22 protein-coding genes and 1 riboswitch are annotated in these 26,916 nt (G+C 36.6%); of the genes, 14 read left to right on the top strand and 8 right to left on the bottom strand.

What is annotated here, in order from left to right; all coding sequences use genetic code 11:
- Positions 1-16: 16 nt before the first annotated feature.
- From BLS98_RS19955 to tenA, 5 genes are all read left to right on the top strand, one after another.
- A complete protein-coding gene (locus tag BLS98_RS19955) occupies positions 17-1,858 on the top strand; it encodes a carbon starvation CstA family protein (RefSeq protein ID WP_181575097.1) in 1,842 nt (613 codons plus the stop codon).
- Positions 1,859-1,918: 60 nt separating this feature from the next.
- Positions 1,919-2,011, top strand: a riboswitch (TPP riboswitch).
- Positions 2,012-2,070: 59 nt separating this feature from the next.
- Positions 2,071-2,868 (top strand): hydroxyethylthiazole kinase, encoded by a 798-nt coding sequence (gene thiM, locus BLS98_RS19950; protein ID WP_181575098.1) that lies wholly within the window; start codon positions 2,071-2,073, stop codon positions 2,866-2,868.
- Positions 2,865-3,500 (top strand): thiamine phosphate synthase, encoded by a 636-nt coding sequence (gene thiE / locus BLS98_RS19945; protein WP_089738756.1) that lies wholly within the window; start codon positions 2,865-2,867, stop codon positions 3,498-3,500. Before thiM ends, thiE begins: the two co-directional genes overlap by 4 nt.
- Positions 3,497-4,330, top strand: a complete 834-nt coding sequence (gene thiD, locus BLS98_RS19940) for a bifunctional hydroxymethylpyrimidine kinase/phosphomethylpyrimidine kinase (protein ID WP_089738754.1) — start codon at positions 3,497-3,499, stop codon at positions 4,328-4,330. Before thiE ends, thiD begins: the two co-directional genes overlap by 4 nt.
- The gene (gene tenA, locus BLS98_RS19935; protein ID WP_089738752.1) at positions 4,317-4,967 is read left to right on the top strand and encodes a thiaminase II; all 651 of its coding nucleotides are present in this window, start codon (positions 4,317-4,319) and stop codon (positions 4,965-4,967) included. Before thiD ends, tenA begins: the two co-directional genes overlap by 14 nt.
- Before the next feature lie 97 nt (positions 4,968-5,064).
- On the opposite strand, the gene BLS98_RS19930 is transcribed toward tenA, so the two are convergent.
- Both BLS98_RS19930 and BLS98_RS19925 read right to left on the bottom strand, forming a co-directional pair.
- Positions 5,065-7,836, bottom strand: coding sequence for a TonB-dependent receptor plug domain-containing protein (locus BLS98_RS19930; protein WP_089738750.1), 2,772 nt, complete (start codon positions 7,834-7,836; stop codon positions 5,065-5,067).
- A gap of 228 nt (positions 7,837-8,064) precedes the next feature.
- Complete coding sequence (locus tag BLS98_RS19925) at positions 8,065-10,395, bottom strand: ATP-dependent helicase (protein ID WP_089738748.1); 2,331 nt, start codon at positions 10,393-10,395, stop codon at positions 8,065-8,067.
- Between the two features lie 230 nt (positions 10,396-10,625).
- On the opposite strand from BLS98_RS19925, the gene BLS98_RS19920 reads away from it, so the two are divergent.
- From BLS98_RS19920 to secG, 3 genes are all read left to right on the top strand, one after another.
- Positions 10,626-11,939, top strand: coding sequence for a M16 family metallopeptidase (locus BLS98_RS19920; protein WP_089738746.1), 1,314 nt, complete (start codon positions 10,626-10,628; stop codon positions 11,937-11,939).
- Positions 11,940-11,946: 7 nt separating this feature from the next.
- Positions 11,947-13,977, top strand: coding sequence for a M16 family metallopeptidase (locus BLS98_RS19915; RefSeq protein WP_089738744.1), 2,031 nt, complete (start codon positions 11,947-11,949; stop codon positions 13,975-13,977).
- Positions 13,978-14,278: 301 nt separating this feature from the next.
- Positions 14,279-14,629, top strand: coding sequence for a preprotein translocase subunit SecG (gene secG, locus BLS98_RS19910; protein ID WP_089738742.1), 351 nt, complete (start codon positions 14,279-14,281; stop codon positions 14,627-14,629).
- Positions 14,630-14,778: 149 nt separating this feature from the next.
- Here secG and BLS98_RS19905 read toward each other — a convergent pair whose 3' ends face one another.
- Both BLS98_RS19905 and recR read right to left on the bottom strand, forming a co-directional pair.
- Complete coding sequence (locus tag BLS98_RS19905) at positions 14,779-15,618, bottom strand: glycosyltransferase family 2 protein (RefSeq protein ID WP_089738880.1); 840 nt, start codon at positions 15,616-15,618, stop codon at positions 14,779-14,781.
- Entirely contained in the window at positions 15,614-16,225 is a 612-nt protein-coding gene (gene recR / locus BLS98_RS19900) for a recombination mediator RecR (RefSeq protein WP_068939607.1), read from the bottom strand. The genes BLS98_RS19905 and recR overlap by 5 nt, the downstream gene beginning before the upstream one ends.
- A gap of 405 nt (positions 16,226-16,630) precedes the next feature.
- On the opposite strand from recR, the gene BLS98_RS19895 reads away from it, so the two are divergent.
- The 5 genes from BLS98_RS19895 to BLS98_RS19875 all read left to right on the top strand — a co-directional run bounded on the left by BLS98_RS19895 (position 16,631) and on the right by BLS98_RS19875 (position 22,378).
- Positions 16,631-17,236 carry an LURP-one-related/scramblase family protein gene (locus BLS98_RS19895; RefSeq protein WP_089738741.1) on the top strand — a complete coding sequence of 202 codons (606 nt, stop codon included), beginning with the start codon at positions 16,631-16,633 and terminating at the stop codon, positions 17,234-17,236.
- A 20-nt stretch (positions 17,237-17,256) separates the two neighbouring features.
- Positions 17,257-17,748: a hypothetical protein gene (locus BLS98_RS19890; protein ID WP_089738738.1), complete on the top strand. Its 492-nt coding sequence runs from the start codon at positions 17,257-17,259 to the stop codon at positions 17,746-17,748.
- 122 nt (positions 17,749-17,870) lie between these two features.
- Positions 17,871-19,313, top strand: coding sequence for an aminoacyl-histidine dipeptidase (locus BLS98_RS19885; RefSeq protein ID WP_089738737.1), 1,443 nt, complete (start codon positions 17,871-17,873; stop codon positions 19,311-19,313).
- 210 nt (positions 19,314-19,523) lie between these two features.
- Positions 19,524-20,105 carry an LOG family protein gene (locus BLS98_RS19880; RefSeq protein ID WP_089738735.1) on the top strand — a complete coding sequence of 194 codons (582 nt, stop codon included), beginning with the start codon at positions 19,524-19,526 and terminating at the stop codon, positions 20,103-20,105.
- Between the two features lie 122 nt (positions 20,106-20,227).
- Positions 20,228-22,378 (top strand): prolyl oligopeptidase family serine peptidase, encoded by a 2,151-nt coding sequence (locus BLS98_RS19875; RefSeq protein WP_089738733.1) that lies wholly within the window; start codon positions 20,228-20,230, stop codon positions 22,376-22,378.
- Positions 22,379-22,454: 76 nt separating this feature from the next.
- Here the strand turns inward: BLS98_RS19875 and BLS98_RS19870 are convergent, their stop codons facing one another.
- The gene (locus BLS98_RS19870; protein WP_045493683.1) at positions 22,455-22,784 is read right to left on the bottom strand and encodes a 2Fe-2S iron-sulfur cluster-binding family protein; all 330 of its coding nucleotides are present in this window, start codon (positions 22,782-22,784) and stop codon (positions 22,455-22,457) included.
- Between the two features lie 12 nt (positions 22,785-22,796).
- Positions 22,797-23,852 carry an NAD(P)/FAD-dependent oxidoreductase gene (locus tag BLS98_RS19865; protein ID WP_089738731.1) on the bottom strand — a complete coding sequence of 352 codons (1,056 nt, stop codon included), beginning with the start codon at positions 23,850-23,852 and terminating at the stop codon, positions 22,797-22,799.
- 151 nt (positions 23,853-24,003) lie between these two features.
- Here BLS98_RS19865 and BLS98_RS19860 point away from each other — a divergent pair, with 151 nt between their 5' ends.
- Positions 24,004-24,774 carry a DUF3108 domain-containing protein gene (locus BLS98_RS19860; protein ID WP_089738729.1) on the top strand — a complete coding sequence of 257 codons (771 nt, stop codon included), beginning with the start codon at positions 24,004-24,006 and terminating at the stop codon, positions 24,772-24,774.
- Positions 24,775-25,043: 269 nt separating this feature from the next.
- Here the strand turns inward: BLS98_RS19860 and pheS are convergent, their stop codons facing one another.
- Positions 25,044-26,054, bottom strand: a complete 1,011-nt coding sequence (gene pheS / locus BLS98_RS19855) for a phenylalanine--tRNA ligase subunit alpha (protein ID WP_089738727.1) — start codon at positions 26,052-26,054, stop codon at positions 25,044-25,046.
- Between the two features lie 127 nt (positions 26,055-26,181).
- On the bottom strand, positions 26,182-26,841 hold the full coding sequence (locus BLS98_RS19850; RefSeq protein ID WP_089738724.1) for a YceI family protein: 660 nt from the start codon (positions 26,839-26,841) through the stop codon (positions 26,182-26,184).
- Positions 26,842-26,916 lie beyond the last annotated feature (75 nt).

The raw sequence follows: 26,916 nt of genomic DNA, 5'->3' as shown, positions 1-26,916 counted from the left end.
TAAAAAAATAAGCAATATGGACTCTCTAAATAATATCAATGCTCTTACCCTCATATTTGTATCTGTTCTTATTTTTGCGATAGCTTACCGCTTCTATGGCATTTTTATAGCTAATAAAGTTCTCAGACTTAACGATCAGAATGTGACCCCTGCAGTAGAATTTGCAGATGGGAAAGATTATGTTGCTACGAATAAAAATGTACTCTTTGGACATCATTTTGCAGCTATTGCTGCCGCCGGACCATTAGTAGGACCTGTTCTTGCAGCACAGTTCGGATATCTTCCCGGAGCACTATGGATATTGATAGGTTGTGTATTGGGAGGTGGAGTTCATGATATGGTTGTACTCTTTGCTTCTGTGAGGCATAAAGGTCAGAGTCTTGCTACCATTGCCTCAAAAGAAATTGGAAAAGCAACCGGAACTGTAGCAGGTTTTGCCATACTCTTTATTCTGGTACTTACACTTGCAGGTTTATCTCTGGCATGTATCAATGCTATGCATGAAGCATCCTGGTCTCTTTTCACAGTAGTCATTACAATGCCTATTGCAATCATTATGGGGCTTATCATGCGTTATAAAAAAAACAGTGTTCTGTTTGCCAGTATCTTAGGCGGAATTCTGTTAATTGCCGGGATTATTGGTGGTCATGGGCTCATGCAGAATCCAACCATGAATAATTTATTTTCATGGAATATTAAAACAATTTCCATTGCCATTCCATTATATGGTTTTATAGCTTCTGTATTACCGGTATGGCTTCTTTTAGTTCCGAGAGATTATCTTTCTACCTATTTAAAAATAGGAACGATTATTATGTTGGCTATCGGGGTAATTGTTATTCATCCTACTGTACAGATGCCTGCTATCACAGCTTTTGTAAACGGGGGCGGACCTATTATTGGCGGGCCGGTACTTCCTTTTATTTTTATTGTTATTGCTTGTGGAGCTATTTCAGGATTTCATGCTGTGATTGCTACGGGTACCACTCCGAAAATGCTTAATAAAGAAAGAGAAATCCTTTTTGTAGGATATGGTGCCATGCTTGTAGAAGGTTTTGTAGCATTGATGGCTCTTATTGCAGCTTGTACTTTGATGCCAGGTGATTATTTTGCCATCAATACTCCTAAAGAAGCCTATGATTCATTTCTGGCTACACATCCTTCTCTACATGGAGTAGATATAGATTATTATTCACAGAAAATAGGAATTGACCTTTATGGCAGAACCGGTGGTGCAGTTTCCTTGGCCGTTGGGATGGCTCATATCTTTAATAAAATCCCTTATATGGATCAGCTTACTGCTTATTGGTACAATTTTGCAATTATGTTTGAGGCTGTGTTTATCCTTACCGCCATTGATGCGGGAACAAGAGTTGGCCGCTTCTTTCTACAGGAAATGCTGGGTTCTGTAGTTCCAAAATTTAATGATAAAAACTGGATCCCGGGAATTATCATCAGCAGTCTTCTTTTCACTTTTGCCTGGGGATATCTGGTATATACAGGAAATGTGAACAGTATCTGGCCGTTATTCGGAATCAGTAATCAGCTATTGGCAGCCTGTGGACTTATTGTCTGTACCACAATGCTGATAAGGATGAACAGAGGAAAATATGCATTATGTTCTGCTATTCCCGGAGTTTTTATGGCCGGAATTACATTCTGGGCCGGTTATATTCAGGTGACTTCGATTTATATTCCCAAAGGGCAGTATTTACTTGCTGCATTAGCAGCAACCGCAATGATCCTTATGCTTATTGTATTTATAGGAGCGTTCAGAAAGTGGTATCAATTACTGCAAATCAACAAAACAGAGATAGATCACTATGGAGAACCCGTAAAGGAACTGGTAGAAAGATAATAATTTCTGCTTCAATTTCCACTAACGGTTTTTGCCTGCTGTGATAATTTTTATACATTTGTTTTGCTTTAGGGGTATTCTGAAAAGAATTGAGAGAGTCCCTTTGAACCTGATACGGCTTACACCGACGTAGGGAAAAGCAAAATGACATGATTTCTTATGTCTTTTGTTCCGGATTTTTTCCTAAAGCTATTTTTATTTTAATAATAACAATGGAAAAAAATCTCTGGCAACAAGTTCAGCTTGTACGACAACAATCTCCTCTTGTTCACAATATTACCAATTATGTAGTGATGAACAATACAGCCAATGCTCTTTTGGCAGCAGGAGCCTCTCCTATTATGGCTCATGCCAAATCAGAAATCCGGGAAATGATTAATATAGCTCATTCTGTGGTTATTAATATCGGTACCCTGGATGAATATTGGTCTGAATCTATGCTGATGGCCGCAGAAACAGCCAATGCCATTCATAAACCATGGGTACTGGATCCCGTTGGTGCAGGAGCAACTTCATTCCGTGATCAGATTTTACATCAACTGTTACAATTTCATCCTACCGTAATCAGAGGCAATGCTTCTGAAATTATTGCTCTTGCTAAGATCAATACAACAGTCACTAAAGGAGTAGACAGCACAGCAGAAAGTAATGATGCTGTGGAAGCTGCACAAATCCTGGTTCAACAATATAATACCATTGTGTGTATCTCCGGTGAAACCGATATTATTCTTAGTCCAACTCAAACTATACAAATTAAAAACGGACATTCCCTTATGACCAAAGTAACGGGACTGGGATGTTCTGCAAGTGCATTAGCAGGAGCATTTATCGCTGTTGCTGAAGATAAAGCAGCAGGTATTGCTGCGGCCATGTCATTATTGGGAATAGCAGGAGAACTGGCTGTTCGTGAAAGTAAAGGCCCCGGCAGTCTTCAGGTCAATTTGATTGATAAATTATATAATATGACCGAAGAGGAATTTACAAGCCATTTAAAAATAGAAAAATCATGAATGTAAATCCTTTCCCTTACTCATTATATCTGGTAATTTCTGAAGAAGACTGTATGGGAAAAAACTTTCTGGAAGTCGCAGAACAGGCTATATTAGGTGGTGTAGATATCATACAGCTTCGCGAAAAAAAAGATAGTCCTGAAGTATTCCTTCAAAAAGCTTTGCAGCTTATTGAAATTACGAATAAATATGGCATTCCACTTATTATTAATGATAATATCACCGTTACTGAAAAAGTAAATTCAGCAGGAATACATGTTGGCAACAGCGATGCAGCTCCTCAGAATCTGAGACAGCGTCCTTTGATCAGGAATAAAATGATTGGTTACTCAATAGAACATCTGGCTCAGCTCGACAATGAACAAACTGCAGTGGCAGACTATCTGGGAATAAGCCCTGTTTTTAAGACTAAAACTAAAACAGATACTATTACAGAATGGGGACTGGAAGGTATTTCCCAAATCAGACAGCTTACAGAAAAACCTTTGGTAGCCATAGGTAATATTCACCTGGAAAATGCAAAAGCTGTTATCAATGCCGGAGCAGACTGCCTTGCCGTAGTTTCTGCTATATGTAGTGCAGATGATCCTCAAAAAGCAGCTTATGAATTAAAAAATGAAATTGTAAAATGAAAAAATACAAATACCCATCAGTTTTAACGATTGCGGGCTTCGACGGAAGCGGGGGTGCCGGTATTCAGGCGGATATTAAAACAACTTCTGCTTTAGGCTGCTATTCCACTTCAGTACTAACGGCTTTGCCCGTGCAAAACACTCAAGGAGTACAAAAAATATATCCTATTCCTGTAGAAGCTGTTGCTGATCAGATAAAAGCAATTCTCGACGATATTGTTCCTGATGCCATAAAAATCGGAATGGTTCATACTCCACAGCTAGTAGAAACTATTGTTTCCACATTAGCCCAATATCCTAAAATACCTATTGTCTTTGATCCTGTCATGGTTGCCACCAGCGGGCATCGTTTGATTGAAGAAGAAACCATCACAGCACTCACTGAAATGTTGTTTCCTATTGCAGATGTCATCACGCCCAATATGGATGAAGCCGCAATTTTAGCAAATATGAAAGTAGAAACACTTGAAGATTTATACACCGCAGGAATGAGGATTAAAAAATTAGGCTGTAGAACGATTCTTCTTAAAGGCGGGCATCAGGAGACCTCAACAATTACCTCTCTCTTTTATGATGAACAGGAAAATTTTCATTCTTTCGAAACACTGAAATTGAATACCAATAATACCCACGGTTCAGGTTGCACCCTTTCATCTGCCATTGCTGCCTATATTGCTCAGGGTACAACCTTGTACGAAGCAGTTTCTTTTGGGCAACAATATATCTACAAAGCTATAGAAAGCGGGACAGATGTACAAACAGGTCATGGAAACGGGCCGCTAAACCACTTTTTTAACCCACAAAAACTTATCAAAAATGAAATGGTCTGAACACACCTGGAATGCTATAGAAAAACATTATCAATCTATCCTTGATATGCCTTTCATCAAAGAATTATCTAATGGTAGTTTGCCACAGGAAAAGTTCCGTTTTTACATGGCTCAGGATTCTTTATATCTAGAGCATTTTGGAAGAACTCTTTCCCTTATTGCAGCAAAGATACCTGATCTTGAAGATGTACTGGCCTTTATGCGTTTTGCAGAAAATGCTATCGTTGTGGAAAATGCGCTACATGAATCCTACTTTAAAGACTTTGGGTTATTGGATAAAGGAGTTTTACAACCGGCTTGTCATCACTATATTCACTTTCTGAGAAGTACCGCAGCATTGGAATCTGTGGAAATTGCGGTTGCGGCAGTCCTTCCATGCTTCTGGATTTATCGTGAAGTTGGAAATTATATTTATGAGATTCAAAATACGGTGAATAATCCTTATGAAAAATGGATCGCTACTTATGCAGGAGAAGAATTTTCAACTGCAGTAGACCAGGCTATTGCCATTTGTGATCAATTAGCTGAAAACAGCACCGAAGAAACCAGAAAGAAAATGACAGAAGCCTTCATCGCTGCATCCAGAATGGAATATTACTTTTGGGAAGCAGCTTATGATTTGAGAACATGGGAGTAAAGAATAGAGAGGCTACGCCAATCATTTTTGATATCATCAACCAGTAAAAAAAACGGAACCACTTTTTGGGTTCCGTTTTTATATTTATCAAACTTCATTAAAAATTAAAGTTAAGTCTTGTGAAAACATATCGTCCGTTCTGTCCAAACTGTGAAGTAGAACGTGAATAAATAAATTGATCGTTATTACTTGAAGCCGGTAGATTTTTGGTAGGATAAATATCAAACAGGTTATTCACTCCTATCGTTAATCCTACATTTTTTGTAAACTGATAGGCTGCTGAAAGATCTGTAATGATCTTATCGCTTATGGTCTGGTGTTCTCTAGGATCAAGAATACCGTCACCATTTACATCAAGAACATCTGCTCCTGTTACTTTTCCGAAATAAGTATTTCTAAGGTAGAAACTTGCTCCTTTCCATGTCAATGTGTGAGAAAGACTCGCTTTTACTCTAGGTACAGCTTCTTCCAGGTATACTCTTGATTTTTCGGAGAAATAAACTTTTTCAAGTGCCGGAGATTTTAATAATCCTGCTGAATGAATTTCCCCAACCTGCTTAGTCTGATTCAAATTGATGGCAAAATTATTATCCAGTTTTACACCTGAAAATCTTGCGTTATGCGCAATAACAATATCCAACCCTTTTGTTTCCGTATCAATAGCATTGGTGAAAAACTGAGCTGCATTCACATTTAATTTTTCAAACTCTGCCTGAGCTTCCAGAGGCACATCTTTTTTTAAGAACTGATCGGTAAGAATGATTCGGTTATCAATTTTTGTAAAATACCCATCCGCTGTAAATGTCAGATTCACAGATGGAATTTTATAAGTAAAGCCTAAACTTGCAGATTTTGAGGTTTCCTGTTTCAGTTTGGGAATATTCAACTGTCCTGCCAATCGAGAGTCATTGCTGTAAGTTCCCACTTCAAGAAGTTGTCCGCCAGTAAATAAAGTAGAAGTTACGTTATAATATATCTGGTGAATAGACGGTGCTCTAAATCCCGTAGATCCAGCAAATCTCACATTAAAATTAGGAGCAACTTTAATTCTTGAAGCCAGTTTATAATTGAATGTAGATCCGAAATCTGAATAATTTTCATATCTCGCAGCGGCATCCACCAAAAGCCAGTTGGTAAAGTTGAACTCTACATCTGCATAAGCCGCTAACGACTGTCTGTTCTTATTCACAGCATTTTCAGGTTTAAATCCACTGAATACCTGTGAACCTCCCGGAAGAGCCTGTCCAAAGAAATCTGTAGGTCTTTTTGTTGTATTGTTCCATGGATTTCCAAAAACATCATAAGTAGTATAAGAAGCTTCTTCCCCTGCAGTCATTTTAAAGTTTTCAAAACGGTGTTCACCTCCAAATGCTACGTTCATTCCTTCCAATACATCATATTTTTTAGAGAAATCTAAATTGATGGTATTTTGGGTAAACCTTAATCCACCTGCATCAAATTCATTAGGTGAGGCAAAACGTAAAGACGTATTTCCTGTATTTCTGATATTGTATGTAAAGGAGTTTTGCCCGAAAGTATTACTGAAATCAATATTCCAGCCCTCCCATTTACCTTTGATTCCTGCGGCTAATGAAATATCCTGGATATCAGTTCCAATCTGTGGCAGGTAACCACTAGGGTACAAACCTGTAAAAGTTCTGCTTTCTCTCGGTCTTCTGTAGAATCCTCCGGAAACCCCATGTCTTAAACTGTATCCGCCAAAAGTATACACTTTCCAGTTATCACTTACAGGAACCTCAGCATTAATGAAAAGCTGGTGGTTATTAAGCTTGGACTGCCCTACCTGCATATTGAAGTCATTTCTTGTTTGTCCTCTGTAAGCAAGCTCCTGATCTGTGATATAATTCAAATAATTAGTTGTAAATCTTGTTGGATCTGACAATACTTTCTGTAAAGCAGAAATAGAATTAGCACCCTGTATAGCATTTTGCAAGTCCTGAGAAAAATAACTTACATCTGGTGCATATTGGTGAATATAGTTTACAATTTGCTGAGAATTCGGAGTATTTCCAATATCAGTAAAAAGTGAAGAAAGATTTACTCCATTTTTCAAAGCACGCTGTTCAATAGCATTATAAGCATTATAAATAGGTGCATTTTCAGTTCCAGCTCTGTAGGTAGGATTTCTGAATTGTGAAGACCAGGTAATATTGAAGAAACCACCTTTAGTTCCAATCTTATTACCATAGTTTAGGTCTAACTGAATATTCTGTCCATCAAAATTTCCGGTATGGTCATTAGCTGTAGGGGTTAAATTTCCACCGTAGCTGATCTGACCTGCCAGTTTTCCGGTATCTCTTTTCAGTTCAAGATTCATTACACCCGCAATAGCATCAGAACCATATTGTGCGGCGGCTCCATCTCTTAAAACTTCTATCCTGTTTAAAGCGAAAGAAGGAATGGCATTCAAATCCGTTCCTACAGTTCCTCTTCCCGGTGTTCCGTTTACGTTAACCAATGCAGAGGTATGTCTTCTTTTTCCATTCACCAATACTAGCACCTGATCCGGTCCCAAACCTCTTAACTGCGCTGGATCCAAATGGTCTGTTCCATCAGAATTGGTTTGAATGGTAGAAGTAAAAGAGGGTGCAATGGCATTTAAGATTTGTCCGATATTAGACTGCGGAAGAACCACTGAAGCTTCCTTCAGATTGAATACATCCACAGGAACCGGACTGTCTGCCTTCGATCTCGCTCCGGCTCTGGATCCCAGGATAACAACTTCTTCTACGTTATTGGTATTAACACTGTCTTTTTTGGTTTTGATACTGTCTTTTTCCTGTCCATAGGTAAAAACTCCCAGGAAAAATAAAACAGAAGCTGAAAAAATAGTCTTTTTATTACTCATATCATTTCATCAATTTGATTAAACATTTATGTTTTTTGCAGGTGCAAATGTAAAATATATTTATTAGTCTACAAAAATAATAGACTTTGTTTTTGTAAAAAATGATAATCGTTTCTTTCTATCCCTTATTAAAATTACTATTTTTTCTAATAACTTAAAGAAATTTCATAAAAAAACGGATTCAAAAAAATGAATCCGTTTATCTTATTTAAAAGCTATTTTTCAAACTTAAATCTTGGTAAGTTTAGCATATTTCAGAATCAGGTTCTTCTCCCCTTCGTGTATGAATACTACTTTTGCTTTGATATTCTGAGGATCTGTTCCATCCAGGAAAGCAACCTCTCCTATTCCGAAACGGTCGTGTCTCACTTTATCTCCCACTTCAATATCCTGAGACGATGCACCACTTGGATTGATAATTTTGGCAGTGCTCACCGGTTTCAGTTTTCTAGCTTCCGGAGCAGGTTTTGAATTATCTTCTCTGTTAAGCGTCTTTTTCTCTACCTTTTTGAATGATTTTCCTTCTGATGGATGTTCATCAAAGATATTGGATCTTACCCCTGAATTATTGATAAATCTTTTCTCCAACGCCGGGTTAAGGAATTCAATATATTCATCATCAATCTCACTCAGGAATCTTGATGGTTCTGCATCAGTAATTTTCCCCCATTGGAAACGGGAAACAGCATAAGAGAAAAACACTTGCTTCTCAGCTCTGGTTAATGCAACATAGAACAATCTTCTTTCTTCCTCAAGATCTTCTCTGGTGGCAGAACTCATGAAACTTGGGAAAAGATTTTCCTCAAGACCCACCAAATGAACTACAGGGAATTCAAGACCTTTGGAAAGGTGAATCGTCATCAATGAAACCATATCATCTTCCAGGTTTTTATCCTGAGTATCTGCCGATAAGGCAATATTCTCAAGGAAATTGGAAAGACTCGGATCTCCATCTTCAAGCTGCATCTGTTCTTCAATAAACCCTTGCATGGAGTTCATTAATTCCTGAACGTTTTCTACTCTGGAAATTCCTTCCGGAGTCTGGTCATCTTTTAAGAACTTGATCAAACCGCTACGCTTAGCTACTTCCATAGCAACGCTGTAAGCCGTTTCAGTCTTCAATAATACCTGAAATGCCTTAATCATTGACCAGAAGTCATTCAATTTATTTAAAACACCGTTGTTCAGCCCTAATTGAGGAGCATATATGGGAAGATTATCGAGAACTTTTGCTACAGGAAGATTCTGAGCATCTGCAAAAACAATCAATTTATTTTGCGTTGTTTCTCCAATTCCTCTGGTTGGATAGTTAATGATTCTCATCAATGCTTCCGAGTCATTTTCATTAATTAAAAGACGCAGGTAGCCGATTAAATCTTTAACTTCTTTTCTTTGGTAGAATGAAAGACCTCCATATACTTTGTATGGAATATTTTTACGTCTCAGGGCATCCTCAAATGCTCTGGTCTGAGAGTTGGTTCTATATAAAATAGCAAAATCGCTATACTTTCTCTGATCACGGTTACGAAGTTCCCAGATATTTCCGGCTACGAAGTTGGCTTCATCAGCATCAGAAAGGGAACGGTAAATTTTAATTTTATCTCCTTCCTCGTTATCACTGAAGACATTTTTCTTAAACTGCTGTAAGTTTTTCGCAATAACTACATTCGCTGCATTTACAATATTTTGAGTAGAACGATAGTTTTGCTCCAATGATACTGTAATGGCATCCGGATAATCCTTTTTAAAATTCAGGATGTTATAGATATTAGCTCCACGGAAAGAGTAAATAGACTGGGCATCATCTCCTACCACACAGATATTTTCAAACTTGGAAGCTAATGCTTTCACAATAAGATACTGTGAGTGGTTGGTATCCTGGTACTCATCTACCATGATATATCTGAATCTGTCCTGATATTTCGCCAATACTTCAGGGAAACGTGTCAACAGTTCATTGGTTTTCAACAATAAGTCATCAAAATCCATTGATCCATTTTTGAAACACTGCTCAACATATCTCTGGTAAATCTGTCCGATAAACTTCATGTTTGCTTTTTCATCAGCTTCCATCAGTTCAGGATTGTTGAAATAAGCTTTAACGGTAATCAAGTTGTTTTTATAGGTTGAAATTCTTGCCTGAACTTTTTTAGGTTTATAAAGATCAGCATCAATATTCATATCCTTCAATACTTTTTTAATCACATTCAGAGCATCTTGCTGGTCATAAATAGTAAAATTAGAAGGATACCCCAGATAATGGGCTTCAATTCTTAAAATTCTCGCAAAAACCGAGTGGAATGTTCCCATCCATAAACTTCTTGCATTGCTGTCTCCTACTACCTTTGCGATACGTTCCTTCATTTCACGGGCCGCTTTATTGGTAAAGGTAAGTGCCAGAATATTGAAAGGGTCTATCCCGTTATGGATAAGGTGGGCAATACGCATGGTAAGCACACGTGTTTTTCCGGAACCAGCTCCTGCAAGTACCATCAGAGGGCCTTGTAAAGAGGTAACAGCTTCATATTGTGATTCATTGAGTCCTTTCAGATAATCCATACTGCAAAAAAATTTTGGGAACACAAAATTAAGATATTCAGAGGAGAATTCAAATTTTGGAAGCATATGTATTTTTAAAGACGAAAGAAGATTAAAGATAAAGAGATTACAGATAGGGATTGACGAGCGAAGCGGATTGACTATTCACTTATCATCTCATTAACTTCTCATCCTTATTCTGTAACATTTAATTCACTTTTCCTACTAATAGATAAACAATTTCTAACTTTATGAAAAAGCGACTTCTTTCGGCTGCTGCCGTAGCTTTCTTCGGGCTCATGCTGAATGCACAGCAAATTAAATTCGAAGAGTATGATCTTCCCAATGGTCTTCACGTAATTCTTCATCAGGATAATTCGGCTCCGGTAGTCACTACGGGTGTCATGTATCATGTAGGAGCAAAAGATGAAGTAAAAGGAAGAACCGGCTTTGCTCATTTCTTTGAACATCTTTTATTCGAAGGAACTCCAAATATTAAGAGAGGAGATTGGTTTAAGATTGTTTCTTCAAACGGAGGGCAAAACAATGCCAATACAACCAACGACAGAACGTATTACTACGAAACGTTCCCTTCTAATAATGAACAACTTGGACTTTGGATGGAAGCTGAAAGAATGCGTCATGCAGTTATCAATCAGATTGGAGTAGATACCCAGAGAGAAGTTGTAAAAGAGGAAAAAAGATTAAGAATGGATAACCAACCTTATGGAAACCTTTTCTCAACCATTCAAAAAAACTTGTTTACCAATCACCCTTACAATTGGCCAACGATTGGTTCTATGGAAGACTTGAATGCTGCAAAGCTTGAAGAGTTCCAGGCTTTCTATAAGAAATTCTATATTCCAAACAATGCTACCTTAGTGGTTGCAGGAGACATTAAACCTGAGCAGACTAAAAAATGGATTGAAGAATATTATGGTGGTATTCCAAAAGGAACAATATCTTCAAAAGACTTCCCTAAAGATGCTCCGATTACTCAGGAGAAAGAAGTAACAGCAACAGATCCGAACATTCAGCTTCCGGCTTATGTTTTCGCTTACAGAACCCCGGCTAATAAGGAAAAAGATGCTTATGTTTTAGATATGCTTTCTTCTTATTTAAGCAATGGAAAATCTTCTGTTTTATACAAGAAGTTGGTTGACCAGGACAAAAAAGCGCTTCAGGTAGCGGCTTTCAATCAGGGACTTGAAGATTACAGTATTTTTGCATTCTTTGCTATTCCGATGGGACAGACATCTAAGCAGACTTTACAGGCTGATATTGATGCGGAGATTAAAAAACTTCAGACCACTTTAATTTCCGATGAGGATTATCAAAAGATTCAAAACCAGTTTGAAAACCAGTTTGTAAATCAGAACTCAAGCATTCAGGGAATTGCAGCTTCTTTAGCTACCAACCATGTATTGATGGGAAATACAAACCTTATCAATAAGGAAATTGATATCTACAGATCTATCACTAAACAGGATATTCAAAATGCAGCTAAAAAGTATCTGAATTCCAACCAAAGAATCATCATCAACTACGTTCCTGAGAAAAAATAATTTACCCATGAAAAAGCAATTCACTTATATAGCAGCGGCATTTTTATTTGCAGGAATGCTTTCTGCCCAAAAAATTGACCTTAATGCAATGCCTAAACCGGGACCTACTCCTGCGATTAATATTGCCAAACCAAAAACGTTTCAGCTCAGTAACGGGTTAACCGTAATGGTGGTTGAAAATAACAAACTTCCAAGGGTAAATACCACTCTTTCCATGGACAGGCCTCCTTACTTTGAAGGAAATATAGCTGGGGTAAGCCAATTGATGGCAGAACAGCTTGATAACGGAACCACCAACCTAAGCAAGGATGACTTTAATAAAAAGGTAGACTTTCTGGGAGCTACTATCAACTTCTCTTCTAACGGAGCAGCTTCAAATTCTCTTTCAAAATATTTCCCTGAAGTATTAGGACTAATGGCAGACGCCATTGTGAATCCAAAATTCTCAGCAGAAGAAATTAAGAATGGAAAGGAAAGAATCATTGAAGGATTAAAAGCTGATGAAAAAAATGCATCCTCCATTGCTGAAAGAGTATCCAACGCTTTGATGTACGGAAAAAATACATCAAGAGGTGAATTTGAAACTATTGAATCCATCAATAAAATTCAGCTGGCAGATATTCAGAATATTTACAATAAATACTACGCTCCGGATAATGCTTATCTAGTGATTGTAGGAGATGTAAAATTAGATCAGATCAAACCTCTTGTTGAAAAAGCTTTTGGAAGCTGGAAAAAATCAAACACCAAGTTTGCGGCTTTAGAGCCTGCTTCTAATGTTTCCAAAACAGAGATCAATGTGGTTGATGTACCGTCTGCTGTACAATCTGTACTGTCTGTGAGCAATCTTAACAATCTTAAGATGAAAGATCCGCATTACTTCCCTGCTACAATGGCCAACTATATTCTTGGTGGTGGTGGTGAAGCCAGACTTTTCATGAATCTTAGAGAAAAGAACGGATTTACTTATGGCGCTTATTCAAGCATGAATGCAAGCAAGTATTCCCCTGATTTTTCAGCGGAAACCAGCGTAAGAAATGAAGTTACGGATAAAGCTGTTAAAGAAATGATGAATGAGCTGAACGCTATTTCTACGGTTAAACCGGAAGAACTTGAAAATGCTAAGGCTAAATTGAAAGGTTCTTTCATTATGTCTTTGGAAAAACCTGAAACGATAGCCAAGTTCGCTTTGAATCAAAAAGTTCAGGATCTTCCTGCAGATTTCTATACCAATTATTTAAAATCTATTGATAAAGTTACTGCTGCAGATGTTTCTAACGCAGTAAAAGCAACAATCCTTCCTAACCAGAGCCGAATCTTCATTGCAGGAAAAGCATCTGATATTTCTGAGGGATTAGAAAAACTAGGCTATCCAGTAAAATATTTTGATAAAGAAGCCAATCCGGTAGCAAAACCTACAGCACAGAAAGTTGACGCGAATGTAACCATTGGTTCTGTGGCGGATAAATACATCAATGCTATTGGTGGTTTAGCGGCACTTCAAAAAGTGACTTCCATTACAGCTGATGCCTCTACTAAAGTTCAGGGAATGGATATGAACATGAAACTGATTCAGGGGAAAGGCGGAAAAATGATGATGGAAATGAAAATGATGGGCAATACTCTTCAAAAAATCGTTTTTGATGGTAAAGACGGATATGCTGAAGCACAGGGACAAAAAATACCTTTAAATGATAAGCAAAAAGCCTCTATGTCTGATCCGGAACTTTTCCCGGAACTTGCTTTCGCTAAATCTACAGAATTAAAACTGGCAGGAATCGAAAAATACAACAATGAAGATTCTTATGTAGTAAAAGGACCAAAACAAACTTATTATTACAGTGTAAAAACCGGTTTAAAAACGGGTGAGATAAAAATGGGTGAAGGAGGTTCTATGCCTACTAACTTCTCAGATTATAAAGATGTATCCGGAGTAAAACTTCCATTCACGATTATCCAGAATATGGGTGGTATGGAAATCAATCTGGCTGTACAGTCTTATCAGCTTAATCAGGCTAAAGATTCTGATTTTAAATAATAACCAAAACAATTTTACAGAAGAAGACTATCTCAATTTGAGATAGTCTTTTTTGTTGAACCTCGTTGATTCAGGAGATCATTATCCTAAAAGAATCTGCAAAACCTGTGAGAAAACTTAAAATAATTCAGACATCTGTTCTAAGCATTCTTGACTTTCTATTTGTCTTCTCCTTTGTTTTAAGCGTAAAATCATTGTTTGATTTTTATTTTTTTGCGATTTTGCCATATTTACCGATATCTTTTTTTGTTGTTCAGTAAAAAAAGATTAAATTTGCCCATTCAAAAAGATATCAGAATTAATGGATACTATATTTACACTATTGATGGTTCTTATTATGATTGCCAGTGTTTTATTGGTGATTGTTGTTATGGCTCAAAACCCAAAAGGTGGAGGTCTTTCCAGTACTTTCGGAGGGGCATCTTCTGCACAGTTCGGAGTACAGAGAACCAATGATTTCATGGAAAAAGCAACATGGACTCTAGGCGGAACTATCATCGTTCTTATCCTTTTAAGCGTTGTTATCACTGGTAAACCATCACAAGTGGCTCCAGCTCAACAACCCGTTAAAAAAGAAGCTCCGGCAAAACAATCTGCACCAGCTTCTTCAACTACTACTCCGGCACCTGCACCAGTTGCACCGGCTAAATAAGAAGATTATTTTTCTACATATAAAAAGCAACTCAATGGGAGTTGCTTTTTTTATTGTACTATATTTTCACAGTTTAATTTATAGTGTAAAGAAGTTATAAAGCAAATGATAAATATTGCCACCATCCACATCTAAAGCTTCCAGTCTATTTACTTCAGTTTAATCTTCTCAATCTGATGGCGAAGCTTCAGACCCGCTTTTAAGAAGGAATACTGCATCGGTTTTGATTCTTTATAATACTTATTGATAAAGATCTGCATTGCTCCATAAAAACGGTTCAGGTAAACATCATTTTTTACAGTACTTTCTCCTTTGTGATGAAGAAGAGAAGCCTTGCCATAATAATAGTTTTTATACCCGTTCCTTATTAAAGTATAGCAAAGATCAATATCTTCACCGTACATAAAATAAGCTTCATCCAATCCGCCTACCTTTTCATAAACCTCTCTCTTTAGCAATAAAAATGCACCTGTCATTACTTCCACTTCAGCTATAGCATCTTCTTCAATATCATTCCTGTAATAAGATTTTGAATTATTTTTTTTAAAATTGGTGAACAATTTTTCAAAGGAATTGAACATATCCGGAACTGAACGTTTGCTTTCCGGCAGGAAATTTCCTTCTGCATCATGCATCCGTATTCCAAGGCATCCGAAATCCGGCTGATTATCCGAAAAGTCTAAAAGGTCTTTCATATAAAATCCTTCCAATTCCGTATCAGGATTCAAAAGTAATACATACTCACCTTTTGCAGCCTGTATTGCCTGGTTATTGGCTTTTGAAAAACCTCCGTTAATTTCCGAAGGAATAAAATGCACTGCTGGAAACTCTGAAATAAGGTTCTTCCACGAACTGTCTGTAGAAGCATTGTCTATCACAATCACCTCATACACTACTTCTTTTACATATTTCTGAATAGATAAAAGACAATTTCTGAGTAATTGGGTAACATTGTAATTAACAATAATAATAGACAGCTTCATATTAATCCTTTTCGTTGTAAGGTAACCTGTTGATAATAGATCTTCCGAGTGAAATTTCGTCTGCATATTCCAGTTCATCTCCTACTGAAATTCCTCTTGCAATGCTTGAAAAATTCACATTAAAGTTTTTAAACTTTTTATAAATATAATAAGCAGTGGTATCCCCTTCCATGGTAGCACTCAAGGCGAAGATAAATTCTTTTACCTTCCCTTCATTCAGCTTTCTTTCAATACTCGGAATATTCAGCTGGCTTGGACCAACTCCTTCCATGGGAGAAATCTTTCCACCCAAAATGAGATACTTTCCACCGTATTTCCCGGTATTTTCAATGGCAATAACGTCTCTTACATCTTCAACAATACAAATCAGCTCACCGCTTCTTTTCTCATTGCTGCAAATCTCGCAGATGTCAAAATCAGAAAAATTATGACACTCTTTACAGTACTTTATTTCATTGACAAGATTAATCAGGGAATTTCCAAGGCTCACCGCTCTGGAATTGGGCTGCTTTAATAAATGTAATGCTAATCTCAAAGCTGTTTTTCTTCCGATTCCAGGCAACCCTGAAATTTCATCAACCGCCTTCGCCAACACTTTACTTGGGTAATCCATAGGTACAAAAATAAACAATATTTAAGGAAAACAATCTATTCTAAAGGGGAGTTTTTTGAGTTTCGGAATGCCAAAAAATGAATGGTCAATTGTCAATCCGCTGCACTTGTTAATTTTGATATTTAAAGTTATTACAGTCTTAGCAATTCATGATTTACCTACGAAGCAAAAATCACTATTCATATTTAGAAATTTAGAAAACGTCTATTGTTATATTATTGCAGCGAATGTCTACTATCTTTCATCTATTATCTATCATTCCAAAATCTCTTGTCAACAACTCTCGCCAACATAATGTCTCATTTTGATATTTTAAACACCAACTTCATCCTTATAGGCTGTAACTATAAAAAAACCATTATATTTGCGGCTCAAATTAAATATGAAAAAAAAATAAACTAACACATGGTACTTAACAACCTAAATTATCCACTGGATTTCAAGTTTAAAATTTCGACACTGGCCAGTGACTTCAACATTACTGACAAAAATGGGAATTACGTAGCATACGTACGTCAGAAAATGTTCAAACTGAAAGAAGACGTTATCGTTTTCAATGATGAAAGCAAATCAAAAGAACTTTTCAGAATCAGAGCCAATCAATGGATTGATTTCAATGCTTCTTATTCTTTAAATGATATTGTAGACAACAAAAACTATGGTAGATTAGCAAGAAAAGGGATGCGTTCTCTTTGGAAATCAAGCTATGATATTCTAGATGCTAATGACCAACCTAAGTTCAAGGTACAGGAAGATAACGCATGGGTAAGATTCTGGGATAGCTTTGTAGGTGAACTTCCTATCATCGGAATGTTTACAGGATACTTCCTGAACCCATCTTATACCGTTACCGGTATTGACGGCAAAGCGTACTTCAAACTTAAAAAAATGCCTTCATTCTTTGGAAGAAGATTCCAATTAGATAGATTAATTGACATTGATGATGAGGAAGAAAGTTTAGTAATCCTTTCCTTATTAATGATGACCCTTCTTGAAAGAGCAAGAGGCTAACATTTCAAAACCACAAACACATGAAATACCTAATCGTTTTATTTTCTGCATTTCTTTTCGTTGCCTGTAAAAAAGACAAAGAAACAGTGTCTGCAAACGCCACCACTGATTCATCAAGTATTGCTAAAGATTCTGCTACAGCTAGTATTCCTTCTGGAAAAATTCAGATTGAAACCATTTCATTCCCTGAAGAAATCAAAGAATGTTCATGCTATTTTGCAAGAAACAAGTCTGATTTTGAAGCTGAAAAATATATCTATGCGGATGATGCCGGAAAAACAGCCTATATGAAACTGGATGGTAAAAGACTCGCTATGAACCTTATCTCTTCAAGTGATATGGAAGTAGATGAAGAATTGACCAAGGAAATAGAAAATAATGATTACAAAATCTCCGTAAAAGGTAAAAAGATTAAAGGCGAAGAGGCTCTACTCTTTGAAGGCACCCTAACGATTGAAAAACCGGATGGCAGTGTTATTACCACACCCATTTATGGAGAATGTGGATGTTAACAACAAAAAATGAATAAGCTCATTGGAAAATTTGCTTGTTCATTCTTTTATAACTCATAAAAATGCTTTTGTATTCTACAGAAGCATTTTTTATTTTGTAAATTTGAGAAAAATAAATTTCAATGGCATTATCTAACATAGAGCCGCAAATAATCTGGAAAAATTTCTCCAAATTAAATGCAGTTCCAAGACCATCTAAAAAAGAGGAAAAAGTAATTGCTTTCATCAAAGGATTTGGTGAAGATTTAGGCTTAGAAACTACTGTAGATGAAGTAGGAAACGTAATTATTAAAAAACCTGCCACTGCAGGAATGGAAAACCGTAAAGCTATTGTCCTTCAATCGCATTTGGATATGGTTTGCCAGAAGAACAATGACGTTAATTTCGATTTTGAGACAGAAGGAATCAAAATGGAAATTGACGGGGACTGGGTAAAAGCAAAAGGAACTACTTTAGGAGCTGATAACGGTTTAGGAGTAGCTACTATTATGTCTATTCTTGAAAGTTCAGACATCCCGCACCCTGCATTGGAGGCTTTATTCACCATTGACGAAGAAACAGGAATGACTGGAGCTATTGGTTTAAAACCAGGGCAGCTTACCGGAGAAATCCTATTGAATCTTGATACGGAAGAGGATGATGAAATTGACATAGGCTGTGCTGGAGGTGTAGATGTTACCATTACTCAAAACTATGCAGTAGAAGCTTCAAAAGGGCAAGTTGTAAGAATTGAAGTAAAAGGTTTACAGGGAGGACACTCTGGAATGGATATTCATAAAGGTTTCGGAAACGCAAACATTATCCTGGGAAGACTTCTTTATAAAGGATTAGAAAATCAAAATATAGAACTGATCTCTATTGATGGTGGTGGATTAAGAAATGCTATTCCAAGAGAAGGTGTTGCTGTCATCTCAGTAAGAAATGCACAAGAGTTCATCCAGGAAGTTACTGTTCTTAAATCAGAAATTTTAGAAGAATTTGCGTCTGTAGAAGCAGGTCTTCAGATCAATATTGAAAACTCTACTTCTTCTGACAGCGCTATTTCAGAAGCTGATTCTAAAAAAGTAATCCTTACTTTAAAAGCTCTTCACAACGGAGTATACAGAATGAGTCCTGATGTAGCAGACCTTGTGGAAGCTTCTAACAACGTTGCTAGAGTTGAGTTGAAAGGTGGAGAATTAAAAATCCTTAACCTTACAAGATCTTCGGTAGACTCTTCTAAATATTCAACAGCAGAACAGTTGAAGTCTGTAGCGGAATTGGCTGGAATGAATGTAGTATTCAGTGGTTCATACCCAGGGTGGAAACCAAGACCAGGATCTGAAATTGTACAGATTATGGAAAAGATCTACACAGAGAAATTCAATGAAAAACCTCATGTAGTAGCTTGTCACGCAGGCTTAGAATGTGGTATCATTGGAGCTAATTATCCTGAAATGGAAATGGTAAGTTTCGGACCAACCATCAGAGGAGCACACTCTCCTGATGAGAAAGCGAACATTCCTTCTGCTCAGAAATTCTGGAGCTTCCTGAAAGATATTTTAGCGAATATTCCTCAAAAATAAAATAGTAAAATAACTATATTAAATATCCAAAGTCTTTTGATTTTGGATATTTTTAGTTTAATTTAAACCATTAAGATATTGTAAGCAGTTAAGATTATTAAGAATCCGCAAGCGGATTGGAAAAGCACCCCACTTAAGAATATCCCCGATATTTTCTTACCTTTCCTTAATCACTTAAAATACCTTAATGGTTCCAAAAAATATTTAAATATGAAAAGTATTACAGTATTCTGCGGCTCAAGTTTCGGCACAGATAAAATTTATGAAGAACAGGCATTTTTACTTGGCCAGACTTTAGCAAAACAAAACATACAACTTATTTACGGTGGCTCAGAAACCGGTTTAATGGGAACCATAGCCAACGGAGCTTTAAGTGAAAACGGAAAAGTGACTGGTGTTCTTCCTCAGTTTTTACAAGCTAAAGAAATTGCCCATAAAAACCTTACAGAACTCGTTCTTGTGGAAACCATGCACGAGAGAAAAACGAAAATGAGTGACCTTTGTGATGGTGTTATCGTTCTTCCAGGCGGTTATGGAACTTTGGAAGAGTTCTTCGAAATGATCACATGGGCACAGCTTGGTCTTCACAAAAAGCCTATTGGTATTTTGAATATTGACGGATTCTACAATGATCTGATTAATTTGGTTGAAAATATGGTAAATAAGGGCTTTTTAAAAGCTGTAAATCGAGATATGCTTCTCATCAGTGACACTATAGATGAACTCCTGGAAAAGATGAAAAATTATCAGGCTCCTACCGTTGGAAAATGGATTTCTAAAGAAGAAGTTTAATTATACAAAGAAGGAATATTTTTAGAGTATTCCTTCTTTTTTTATATATCTATCATCATTTCTTAGACATAGTTTAGTATTTTTGCAATTAAAATTTTATCACTATTAAAAGAAATAATGCCATGAAAAATGTATTTCTAGCCGGCTGTCTATTGTTAAGCCAGATCGGTTTCGCTCAATATAGTTACCCAAAAACACCGGAGAAACCTGTAACCGATGATTATTTTGGAACAAAGATTACTGACAATTATCAATGGCTGGAAGACCTGAAAAGCCCAGAAGTACAAACATGGTTTAAAGCTGAGTCAGACTACAGCCATATTATTATTGATAAAATACCTAATCGTGAAACTCTTTATAATCGCATGAAGCAGGTTCAGGAAATGGGAGGTGATTCTTACAGCTATGCGAAACAAAGAGGAAATTTTTATTTCTATCTTAAAACAAAAAAGAACGAGAAGCTTTCCAAGCTATATACCAGAGATATTTCTACAGGAAAAGAAACATTGATATTTGATCCCGAAACATATAAAAAGAATGCTCAGGTCACTAATTTTTCAATAGATTCCAAAGGCAATAAAATAGCGTTACTATTTTCGCAATCCGGTGGTGAAATTTGTGAGATTAAGATTTTAAACTTACAAACAAAAAAAATACTTGACGATACACTGAGTCCTATTTGGAGTGAGTTCAACTTTGAGTTTACCCCAGATGACCAATCTATTATTTACACCAAGATGAGTACCGGAGATCCCAACAGCAATATGCTCTTGAAAGAGATGAAAGCAATGCTGCACAAACTGGGAACCCATTCTGATCAGGATATTGTACTGGCATCAAGAGAGGCAAATCCCGAAATCAATATGCTAACAGAGCAATTTCCAATGATTGAGTTTTCTGAAGACTATCAATACATCTTCCTTAATATAGGTTCTACCAAATTGGAAAGTCCTCAATTCTATGCTCCTTATTCTGCTTTAAAGGATAAAAAAATCACATGGAAACAGATTATAAAAGCTTCAGACGATATTACTCAAACTTTTATTAAAGGAGATCAATTATTTTTCCTTAGTCACAAAAATGCACCAAATTACAAAATAGGACTTACGAGCCTGTCAAACCCTGACTTTGATAATGCTAAAATTATCGTTCCGGAGGGTAATGCCGTAATCAAGTCAATACACAATTCTAAAAATTATTTATTCTATGCTTTAAACAATGGTATTACTCAGGATAAATATCAAATTGACCTTAAAACATTAGCTATAAAAAAGGTACCGTTACCTAATGGAGTCAATACTTCCGCTTCCCTTAACTCCCGTGAAAACGATCATCTGCAATGCAATAACAGCAACTGGCTTACCCCGAATACATTCTATGAATACACTCCTCAGGATGGGAAAGTTATTAAAAGTAAATATTTCAATGGGGACAGCAAATACCCTGATTATAATGCATCCTATGTAGTAAAAGAAGTAGAAGTAAAAAGCCATGATGGTGCTATGGTTCCTCTTTCTGTTATCTATCCTAAAAACATGAAAATGGATGGCAGTACACTTGCTTACATCACCGGATATGGCGGCTATGGGATCTCTTCTACTCCACGCTTTTCAAACAGGTTGTCTGTACTGCTTGAGCAAGGTGTAGTTGTTGCTATTGCCCATGTGAGAGGAGGTGGAGAAAAAGGTGAAAACTGGCATAAAGACGGAATGAAAGCTAAAAAACCTAATACATGGAAAGATTTCATTGCCTGTTCAGAATATCTTGTTGACCAAAAATACACTTCTCCTTCAAAATTAATTGGTAACGGAGTCAGTATGGGAGGTGTTCTTATTGGAAGAGCCATTACAGAAAGACCGGATTTATTTGCCGTTGCTATCGCGGAAGTAGGAATGACTAATGTTCTTCGTTCTCAAAACTCAGCCAATGGAGCTAATCAGATTCCTGAAGTAGGAAGTTTAAAGAATGCTGAGGATACTAAATATCTTATTGAAATGGACGCACAAAGCAAGGTTAAAAAAGGAGTAAAATATCCTGCAGTGATTGTTCGTACCGGAATGAATGACTCCAGAATTACCCCATGGGAACCAGCAAAATTTGCAGCAACACTACAAAACAGTACAGCATCTGAGAAACCCGTTCTATTGTATGTCAATTACGAAAACGGTCATTTCACAAGTGACCTGGATGTAGTCTTCAAAGAATATTCTGATATTTTCGCTTTTGCATTATGGCAGGCTGGACACCCGAAATTTCAACCAGCTAAGAAATAAAAGTCAATAATTCATAAAAACAAAAACCCGTTCGAAAAACTCGAACGGGTTTCTTATTAAGATTAAAAAATATTTTCTAAGGATAAGGAGCAATTTCCACTTCAAGCCCTTCCATGGCATCTGCAATATGCAGCTGGCATCCTAATCGGCTGTTATCTTTCACGTGGAAAGCTTCAGCAAGCATTGCATCTTCTTCATCTCCCATTGGTTCCAGACCAGGATCATTGATTACATAAACCTGGCATGAAGCACACATCGCCATTCCGCCGCATACACCAATAGTACCTTCTTCAGCCAATTCATAAGAACGAATGATCTCCATTAAGTTCATGGACATATCCGTTGGAGCAATAACATCGTGGGTTACACCTTCTCTGTCGGTGATTTTAATATTAATATCTGACATAATTCTGCAAAATTAGTCAATTTTTTTCACAACAGCCTTCTCTGCTTCCTTACGACTTCCGTCAAATCCGTCTACTCCACTTACGGTTGTATATTTTAATACGAATTTTTTACCAGGATTCAGTCTGTTATAAACACTCTGACACATTAAAGTAGCCTCGTGGAAACCACAAAGAATTAACTTCAATTTACCTGGATAAGTATTGATATCTCCAATTGCGTAAATACCGTCGATGTTAGTCTGATAATCAAGAGCGTTGTTTACTACAATCGCATTCTTCTCAATATTTAATCCCCAGTTTCCGATTTCCCCTAATTTTGGAGTCAATCCGAATAATGGAATGAAATAATCTGTTTCAATTTCAAAAGCATCCTCACCGTCTTTCTGTACAGTGATTGCTTCTACTTTTCCGTCACCGCTAACACCCGTAACTTCAGCAGGAGTAATTAATTTAATTTTCCCAGCATTTTTCAGATCCTGAACTTTTTCTACAGAATCCAAAGCTCCTCTAAACTCATTTCTTCTGTGGATTAAAGTTACTTCGCTTGCTACATTAGAAAGGAAGATACTCCAGTCAAGGGCAGAATCTCCACCTCCGGCAATTACTACTTTTTTATTTCTGAAGTGCTCAGGTTCTTTAACGAAATATTCAAGACCTTTTTCTTCATAATCAGCTAAATTTTCGAAAGTAGGTTTTCTAGGTTCAAAAGTTCCTAATCCACCTGCAATAGCAATCGCTTTACATCTATGAACAGTACCTTTGTTGGTTACCACTTCAAACCACTCATCATCAACCTTTGTGTAAGAAACAGCGGTTTCACCTAAAGTGAATCCAGGTTGGAACTGCTTGATCTGCTCCATCAAATTATCCACTAATTCTCCAGCATTCACTGAAGGATACCCCGGAATATCAAAAATAGGTTTCTTAGGATAAAGTTCAGCCAATTGCCCTCCCGGTTGTGGAAGTGCGTCAATAATGTGGCACTTCATTTTTAAAAGACCAGCTTCAAAAACTGCGAAAAGCCCTGTAGGCCCTGCACCTATGATCAATATATCAGTGGTTATCATAATTTAAGATAATTTAATTATACATGTAACTGCAAATTTACTAATTTTAATGCGAAGCATATTTAATTGATTCTAAATAAAAAGCTGAGATTTATCAAATATCTCTTATTTAAGATATTAAATTTGGCAACGTTTTTGTAAATGTCATATTATGAAGAAAATTTTAAACCTTTTTGCAGTATTTATATTCTTTTTAGGGTCTGCTCAGATTGATAACATCTCAGATGGCGAATCCATCACGCTTAGAATCCATTATGGCTTCTTAAATGCCGGAACTGCCAACCTTACCACTAAAAAGACTACCTACAAAGGGGCTCCACATCTCTATGTAAAAGGTACCGGACAAACCACGGGTGCTGTAAAAGCTTTCTTCAAAGTAGAAGACCTTTATGAAAGCTTTATTGACAGCGCAAGCGGATTGCCAAGCTACTATGTACGAAATGTACGTGAAGGAGGTTACCGTCAGCATTTTGAAACAGCTTTCAATCACGATAACAATACTTTAATTTTAACCGATAAGAAAACACCAGCCAATGGTTCAAAGGTAATAAAGTCTGTGAAGGGTGTTCAGGATATGCTTTCATGTTTCTATTATTTAAGAAGCAAAAGTCCGGATGAACTAAAAGTAGGAACCGTAATCAATATGAATGTATGGATTGATGATGAAATGTTCCCTTTTCAGCTTAAAGTGACAGGAACTGAGAACTTAAAAACAAAATTCGGTACTATTAATTGTTTAAAGATTATCCCATCTGTAAAAAGCGGAAGAGTATTTAAGGAAAAAGAAGGGGTAACCATGTGGGTTTCCAATGATGCTAACCACTTACCGATGCTTTTGAAAGCAGAATTAGCAGTAGGATCACTTAAAGCAAGTATTGACGATTACAAAAATGTAAAATATCCTTTAAAGTTTACCAAGTAAACCTATATAGCCAATTTTTTTAATGTATTAATGTCTGTAATTTTTTACAGGCATTCTTTATTTTGAATGTAATAGATCTTCAATACAAATTGTCTTAATAATAGGAGCAGCAATGAGGCTGCTATGTCAATACTTTGTTTCGCATAAAGTATGGATATAAGAAACAGACACGTGTAAATTTTTCAATAAAAATCCGTTTTTAATTACGTTTTGTTTCTTAGGTCAGTAATTAAAAACAAAAACCTCCGGAGCTCCGGAGGTTTGTTGTATTATAATGTCTTGAATTGCTCCAAGGTTCTTATATCATTTTCAAAGAACATTCTGATATCGCTCATTTGGTAAAGAAGCATTGTAATTCTTTCAATACCCATTCCAAATGCATATCCTGAATATTTCTCAGAGTCTATATTTACATTCTTTAATACAGCAGGATCTACCATACCACAACCCATGATTTCTAACCAACCAGTTCCTTTGGTAATTCTGTAATCTGTTTCAGAGTTTAATCCCCAATATACGTCAATCTCAGCACTTGGTTCTGTGAACGGGAAGTAAGAAGGTCTCATTCTGATCTTAGATTTTCCGAAAAGTTCAGTAGTAAAGAACTGAATTGTTTGCTTTAAATCGGCAAAGCTTACATTCTCGTCAATGTATAATCCTTCAATCTGGTGGAAGATACAGTGAGAACGTGAAGAAATTGCTTCATTTCTGAATACTCTTCCCGGAGATAAAATTCTGATTGGCGGCTGATTTTCTTCCATAAAACGAGTCTGTACAGAAGAAGTATGCGTTCTCAAAAGAATATCCGGATTCTGCTCAATAAAGAACGTATCCTGCATATCTCTTGCCGGGTGATATTCCGGAAGATTCAATGCGGTAAAGTTATGCCAGTCATCTTCAATCTCAGGACCATCTGCTACAGCAAATCCAATGGATTTAAAGATTTCAATAATTCTGTTTTTAACCAGGTTGATCGGATGTCTTGACCCCAGTTCCAATGGAAATGCAGGTCTTGTAAGATCTTCTTTTTCTACTATAACAGAAGATGCAGAAGTACTTTTTAAGTCTTCCAATTTCACAGCAACTGCTTGTTTCAAAGTATTGATCTTTTGTCCGAATTCTTTCTTCTGGTCGTTAGGAACTTCTTTAAATTTTTCAAAAAAATCATTCAGAACTCCTTTTTTACCGTTGTACTTAATACGGAAGTTCTCTATCTCTTCCTTAGAGGTAGCATTGAAGCCGTTTACTTCGATCAGTAGTTCTTCTATCTTTTCTATCATTATTTTACCCTTTCAAAATGTTTTGCAAAAATACGACTTTTAAGTTGAATAATAAGTCCGTCATAAAAAAATCTGCCTCTTTTTCGGGAGGCAGACTTCAATCACTTATTTCACTTAAATAAAAAAATTATTTCTTTTCTAAAGCTTTAACGTTGATCTGAAGAGTTACCTCATCTTTAATCACCCCGTTTTCAGCAGGAGCCTGGAACTTCACCCCAAACTCTTCTCTTTTGATATCCTTAGGCTCAGTAGCTACACTTACTTCTCCATCTTTCACAGAAATATTAGCTTTAAACTGAACTGGTTTTGTAATTCCTTTAATGGTTAAATTACCATCCAAAAGAGTATTATAATCACCTTCCGTAGCTGGAGTAACTTTTGTAATTTCATAAGAAGCTGTTGGGAATTTTTCTACTTCAAAGAAATCACCACTCTTAAGGTGACCGTTTAATTTACCCATATCTTCCGGACTGTCTTTCAAGTCTACAGAGGTTAGGGAATTCATATCAGCAACAAATTTACCGCTTTCCAGTTTTCCTTCCTTCACTGTTACATCCCCACTTTCAAACTTAATGGTTCCGAAGTGGCTTGTATTATCAGATTTAAATACTTTATATCCTTTCCATTCAACCTTACTGTTTAGCGTATCCAAAGTGTACTGGTTACCATCCTTGGTTGTAGTCACCTCATTACTGTCACTGGTAAGCGGTTTATCTTTTTTACAAGAAACCATTACAGCAGCCACGAATAAAGCAGGAATAGCTAACGAAAACAGTTTTTTTCTCATTTTTGATTTATTTTTATTACTCCCGCTAATATAATAAAAAAAATTATGTTTTCATAAAAACCTTACATTTGTAAT

It is taken from the genome of Chryseobacterium jejuense, from assembly GCF_900100075.1.
Lineage (GTDB): Bacteria > Bacteroidota > Bacteroidia > Flavobacteriales > Weeksellaceae > Chryseobacterium > Chryseobacterium jejuense.
The sequence above is the reverse complement of the archived record's forward strand: the minus strand, read 5'-3'. Positions and strand labels throughout refer to the sequence as shown.

Excerpts from the sequence above, each read along its gene's own strand:
- thiE (WP_089738756.1), top strand. The coding sequence starts at position 2,865 with ATGAATGTAAATCCTTTCCCTTACTCATTATATCTGGTAATTTCTGAA.
- BLS98_RS19885 (WP_089738737.1), top strand. The coding sequence starts at position 17,871 with ATGGCATTATCTAACATAGAGCCGCAAATAATCTGGAAAAATTTCTCC.
- BLS98_RS19925 (WP_089738748.1), bottom strand. The coding sequence starts at position 10,395 with ATGGATTATCTGAAAGGACTCAATGAATCACAATATGAAGCTGTTACC.
- BLS98_RS19930 (WP_089738750.1), bottom strand. The coding sequence starts at position 7,836 with ATGAGTAATAAAAAGACTATTTTTTCAGCTTCTGTTTTATTTTTCCTG.
- thiD (WP_089738754.1), top strand. The coding sequence starts at position 3,497 with ATGAAAAAATACAAATACCCATCAGTTTTAACGATTGCGGGCTTCGAC.
- thiM (WP_181575098.1), top strand. The coding sequence starts at position 2,071 with ATGGAAAAAAATCTCTGGCAACAAGTTCAGCTTGTACGACAACAATCT.
- pheS (WP_089738727.1), bottom strand. The coding sequence starts at position 26,054 with ATGATAGAAAAGATAGAAGAACTACTGATCGAAGTAAACGGCTTCAAT.
- recR (WP_068939607.1), bottom strand. The coding sequence starts at position 16,225 with ATGGATTACCCAAGTAAAGTGTTGGCGAAGGCGGTTGATGAAATTTCA.
- BLS98_RS19850 (WP_089738724.1), bottom strand. The coding sequence starts at position 26,841 with ATGAGAAAAAAACTGTTTTCGTTAGCTATTCCTGCTTTATTCGTGGCT.
- BLS98_RS19920 (WP_089738746.1), top strand. The coding sequence starts at position 10,626 with ATGAAAAAGCGACTTCTTTCGGCTGCTGCCGTAGCTTTCTTCGGGCTC.
- BLS98_RS19955 (WP_181575097.1), top strand. The coding sequence starts at position 17 with ATGGACTCTCTAAATAATATCAATGCTCTTACCCTCATATTTGTATCT.
- BLS98_RS19870 (WP_045493683.1), bottom strand. The coding sequence starts at position 22,784 with ATGTCAGATATTAATATTAAAATCACCGACAGAGAAGGTGTAACCCAC.
- BLS98_RS19890 (WP_089738738.1), top strand. The coding sequence starts at position 17,257 with ATGAAATACCTAATCGTTTTATTTTCTGCATTTCTTTTCGTTGCCTGT.
- secG (WP_089738742.1), top strand. The coding sequence starts at position 14,279 with ATGGATACTATATTTACACTATTGATGGTTCTTATTATGATTGCCAGT.
- BLS98_RS19915 (WP_089738744.1), top strand. The coding sequence starts at position 11,947 with ATGAAAAAGCAATTCACTTATATAGCAGCGGCATTTTTATTTGCAGGA.
- BLS98_RS19875 (WP_089738733.1), top strand. The coding sequence starts at position 20,228 with ATGAAAAATGTATTTCTAGCCGGCTGTCTATTGTTAAGCCAGATCGGT.
- BLS98_RS19860 (WP_089738729.1), top strand. The coding sequence starts at position 24,004 with ATGAAGAAAATTTTAAACCTTTTTGCAGTATTTATATTCTTTTTAGGG.
- BLS98_RS19895 (WP_089738741.1), top strand. The coding sequence starts at position 16,631 with ATGGTACTTAACAACCTAAATTATCCACTGGATTTCAAGTTTAAAATT.
- BLS98_RS19865 (WP_089738731.1), bottom strand. The coding sequence starts at position 23,852 with ATGATAACCACTGATATATTGATCATAGGTGCAGGGCCTACAGGGCTT.
- tenA (WP_089738752.1), top strand. The coding sequence starts at position 4,317 with ATGAAATGGTCTGAACACACCTGGAATGCTATAGAAAAACATTATCAA.
- BLS98_RS19880 (WP_089738735.1), top strand. The coding sequence starts at position 19,524 with ATGAAAAGTATTACAGTATTCTGCGGCTCAAGTTTCGGCACAGATAAA.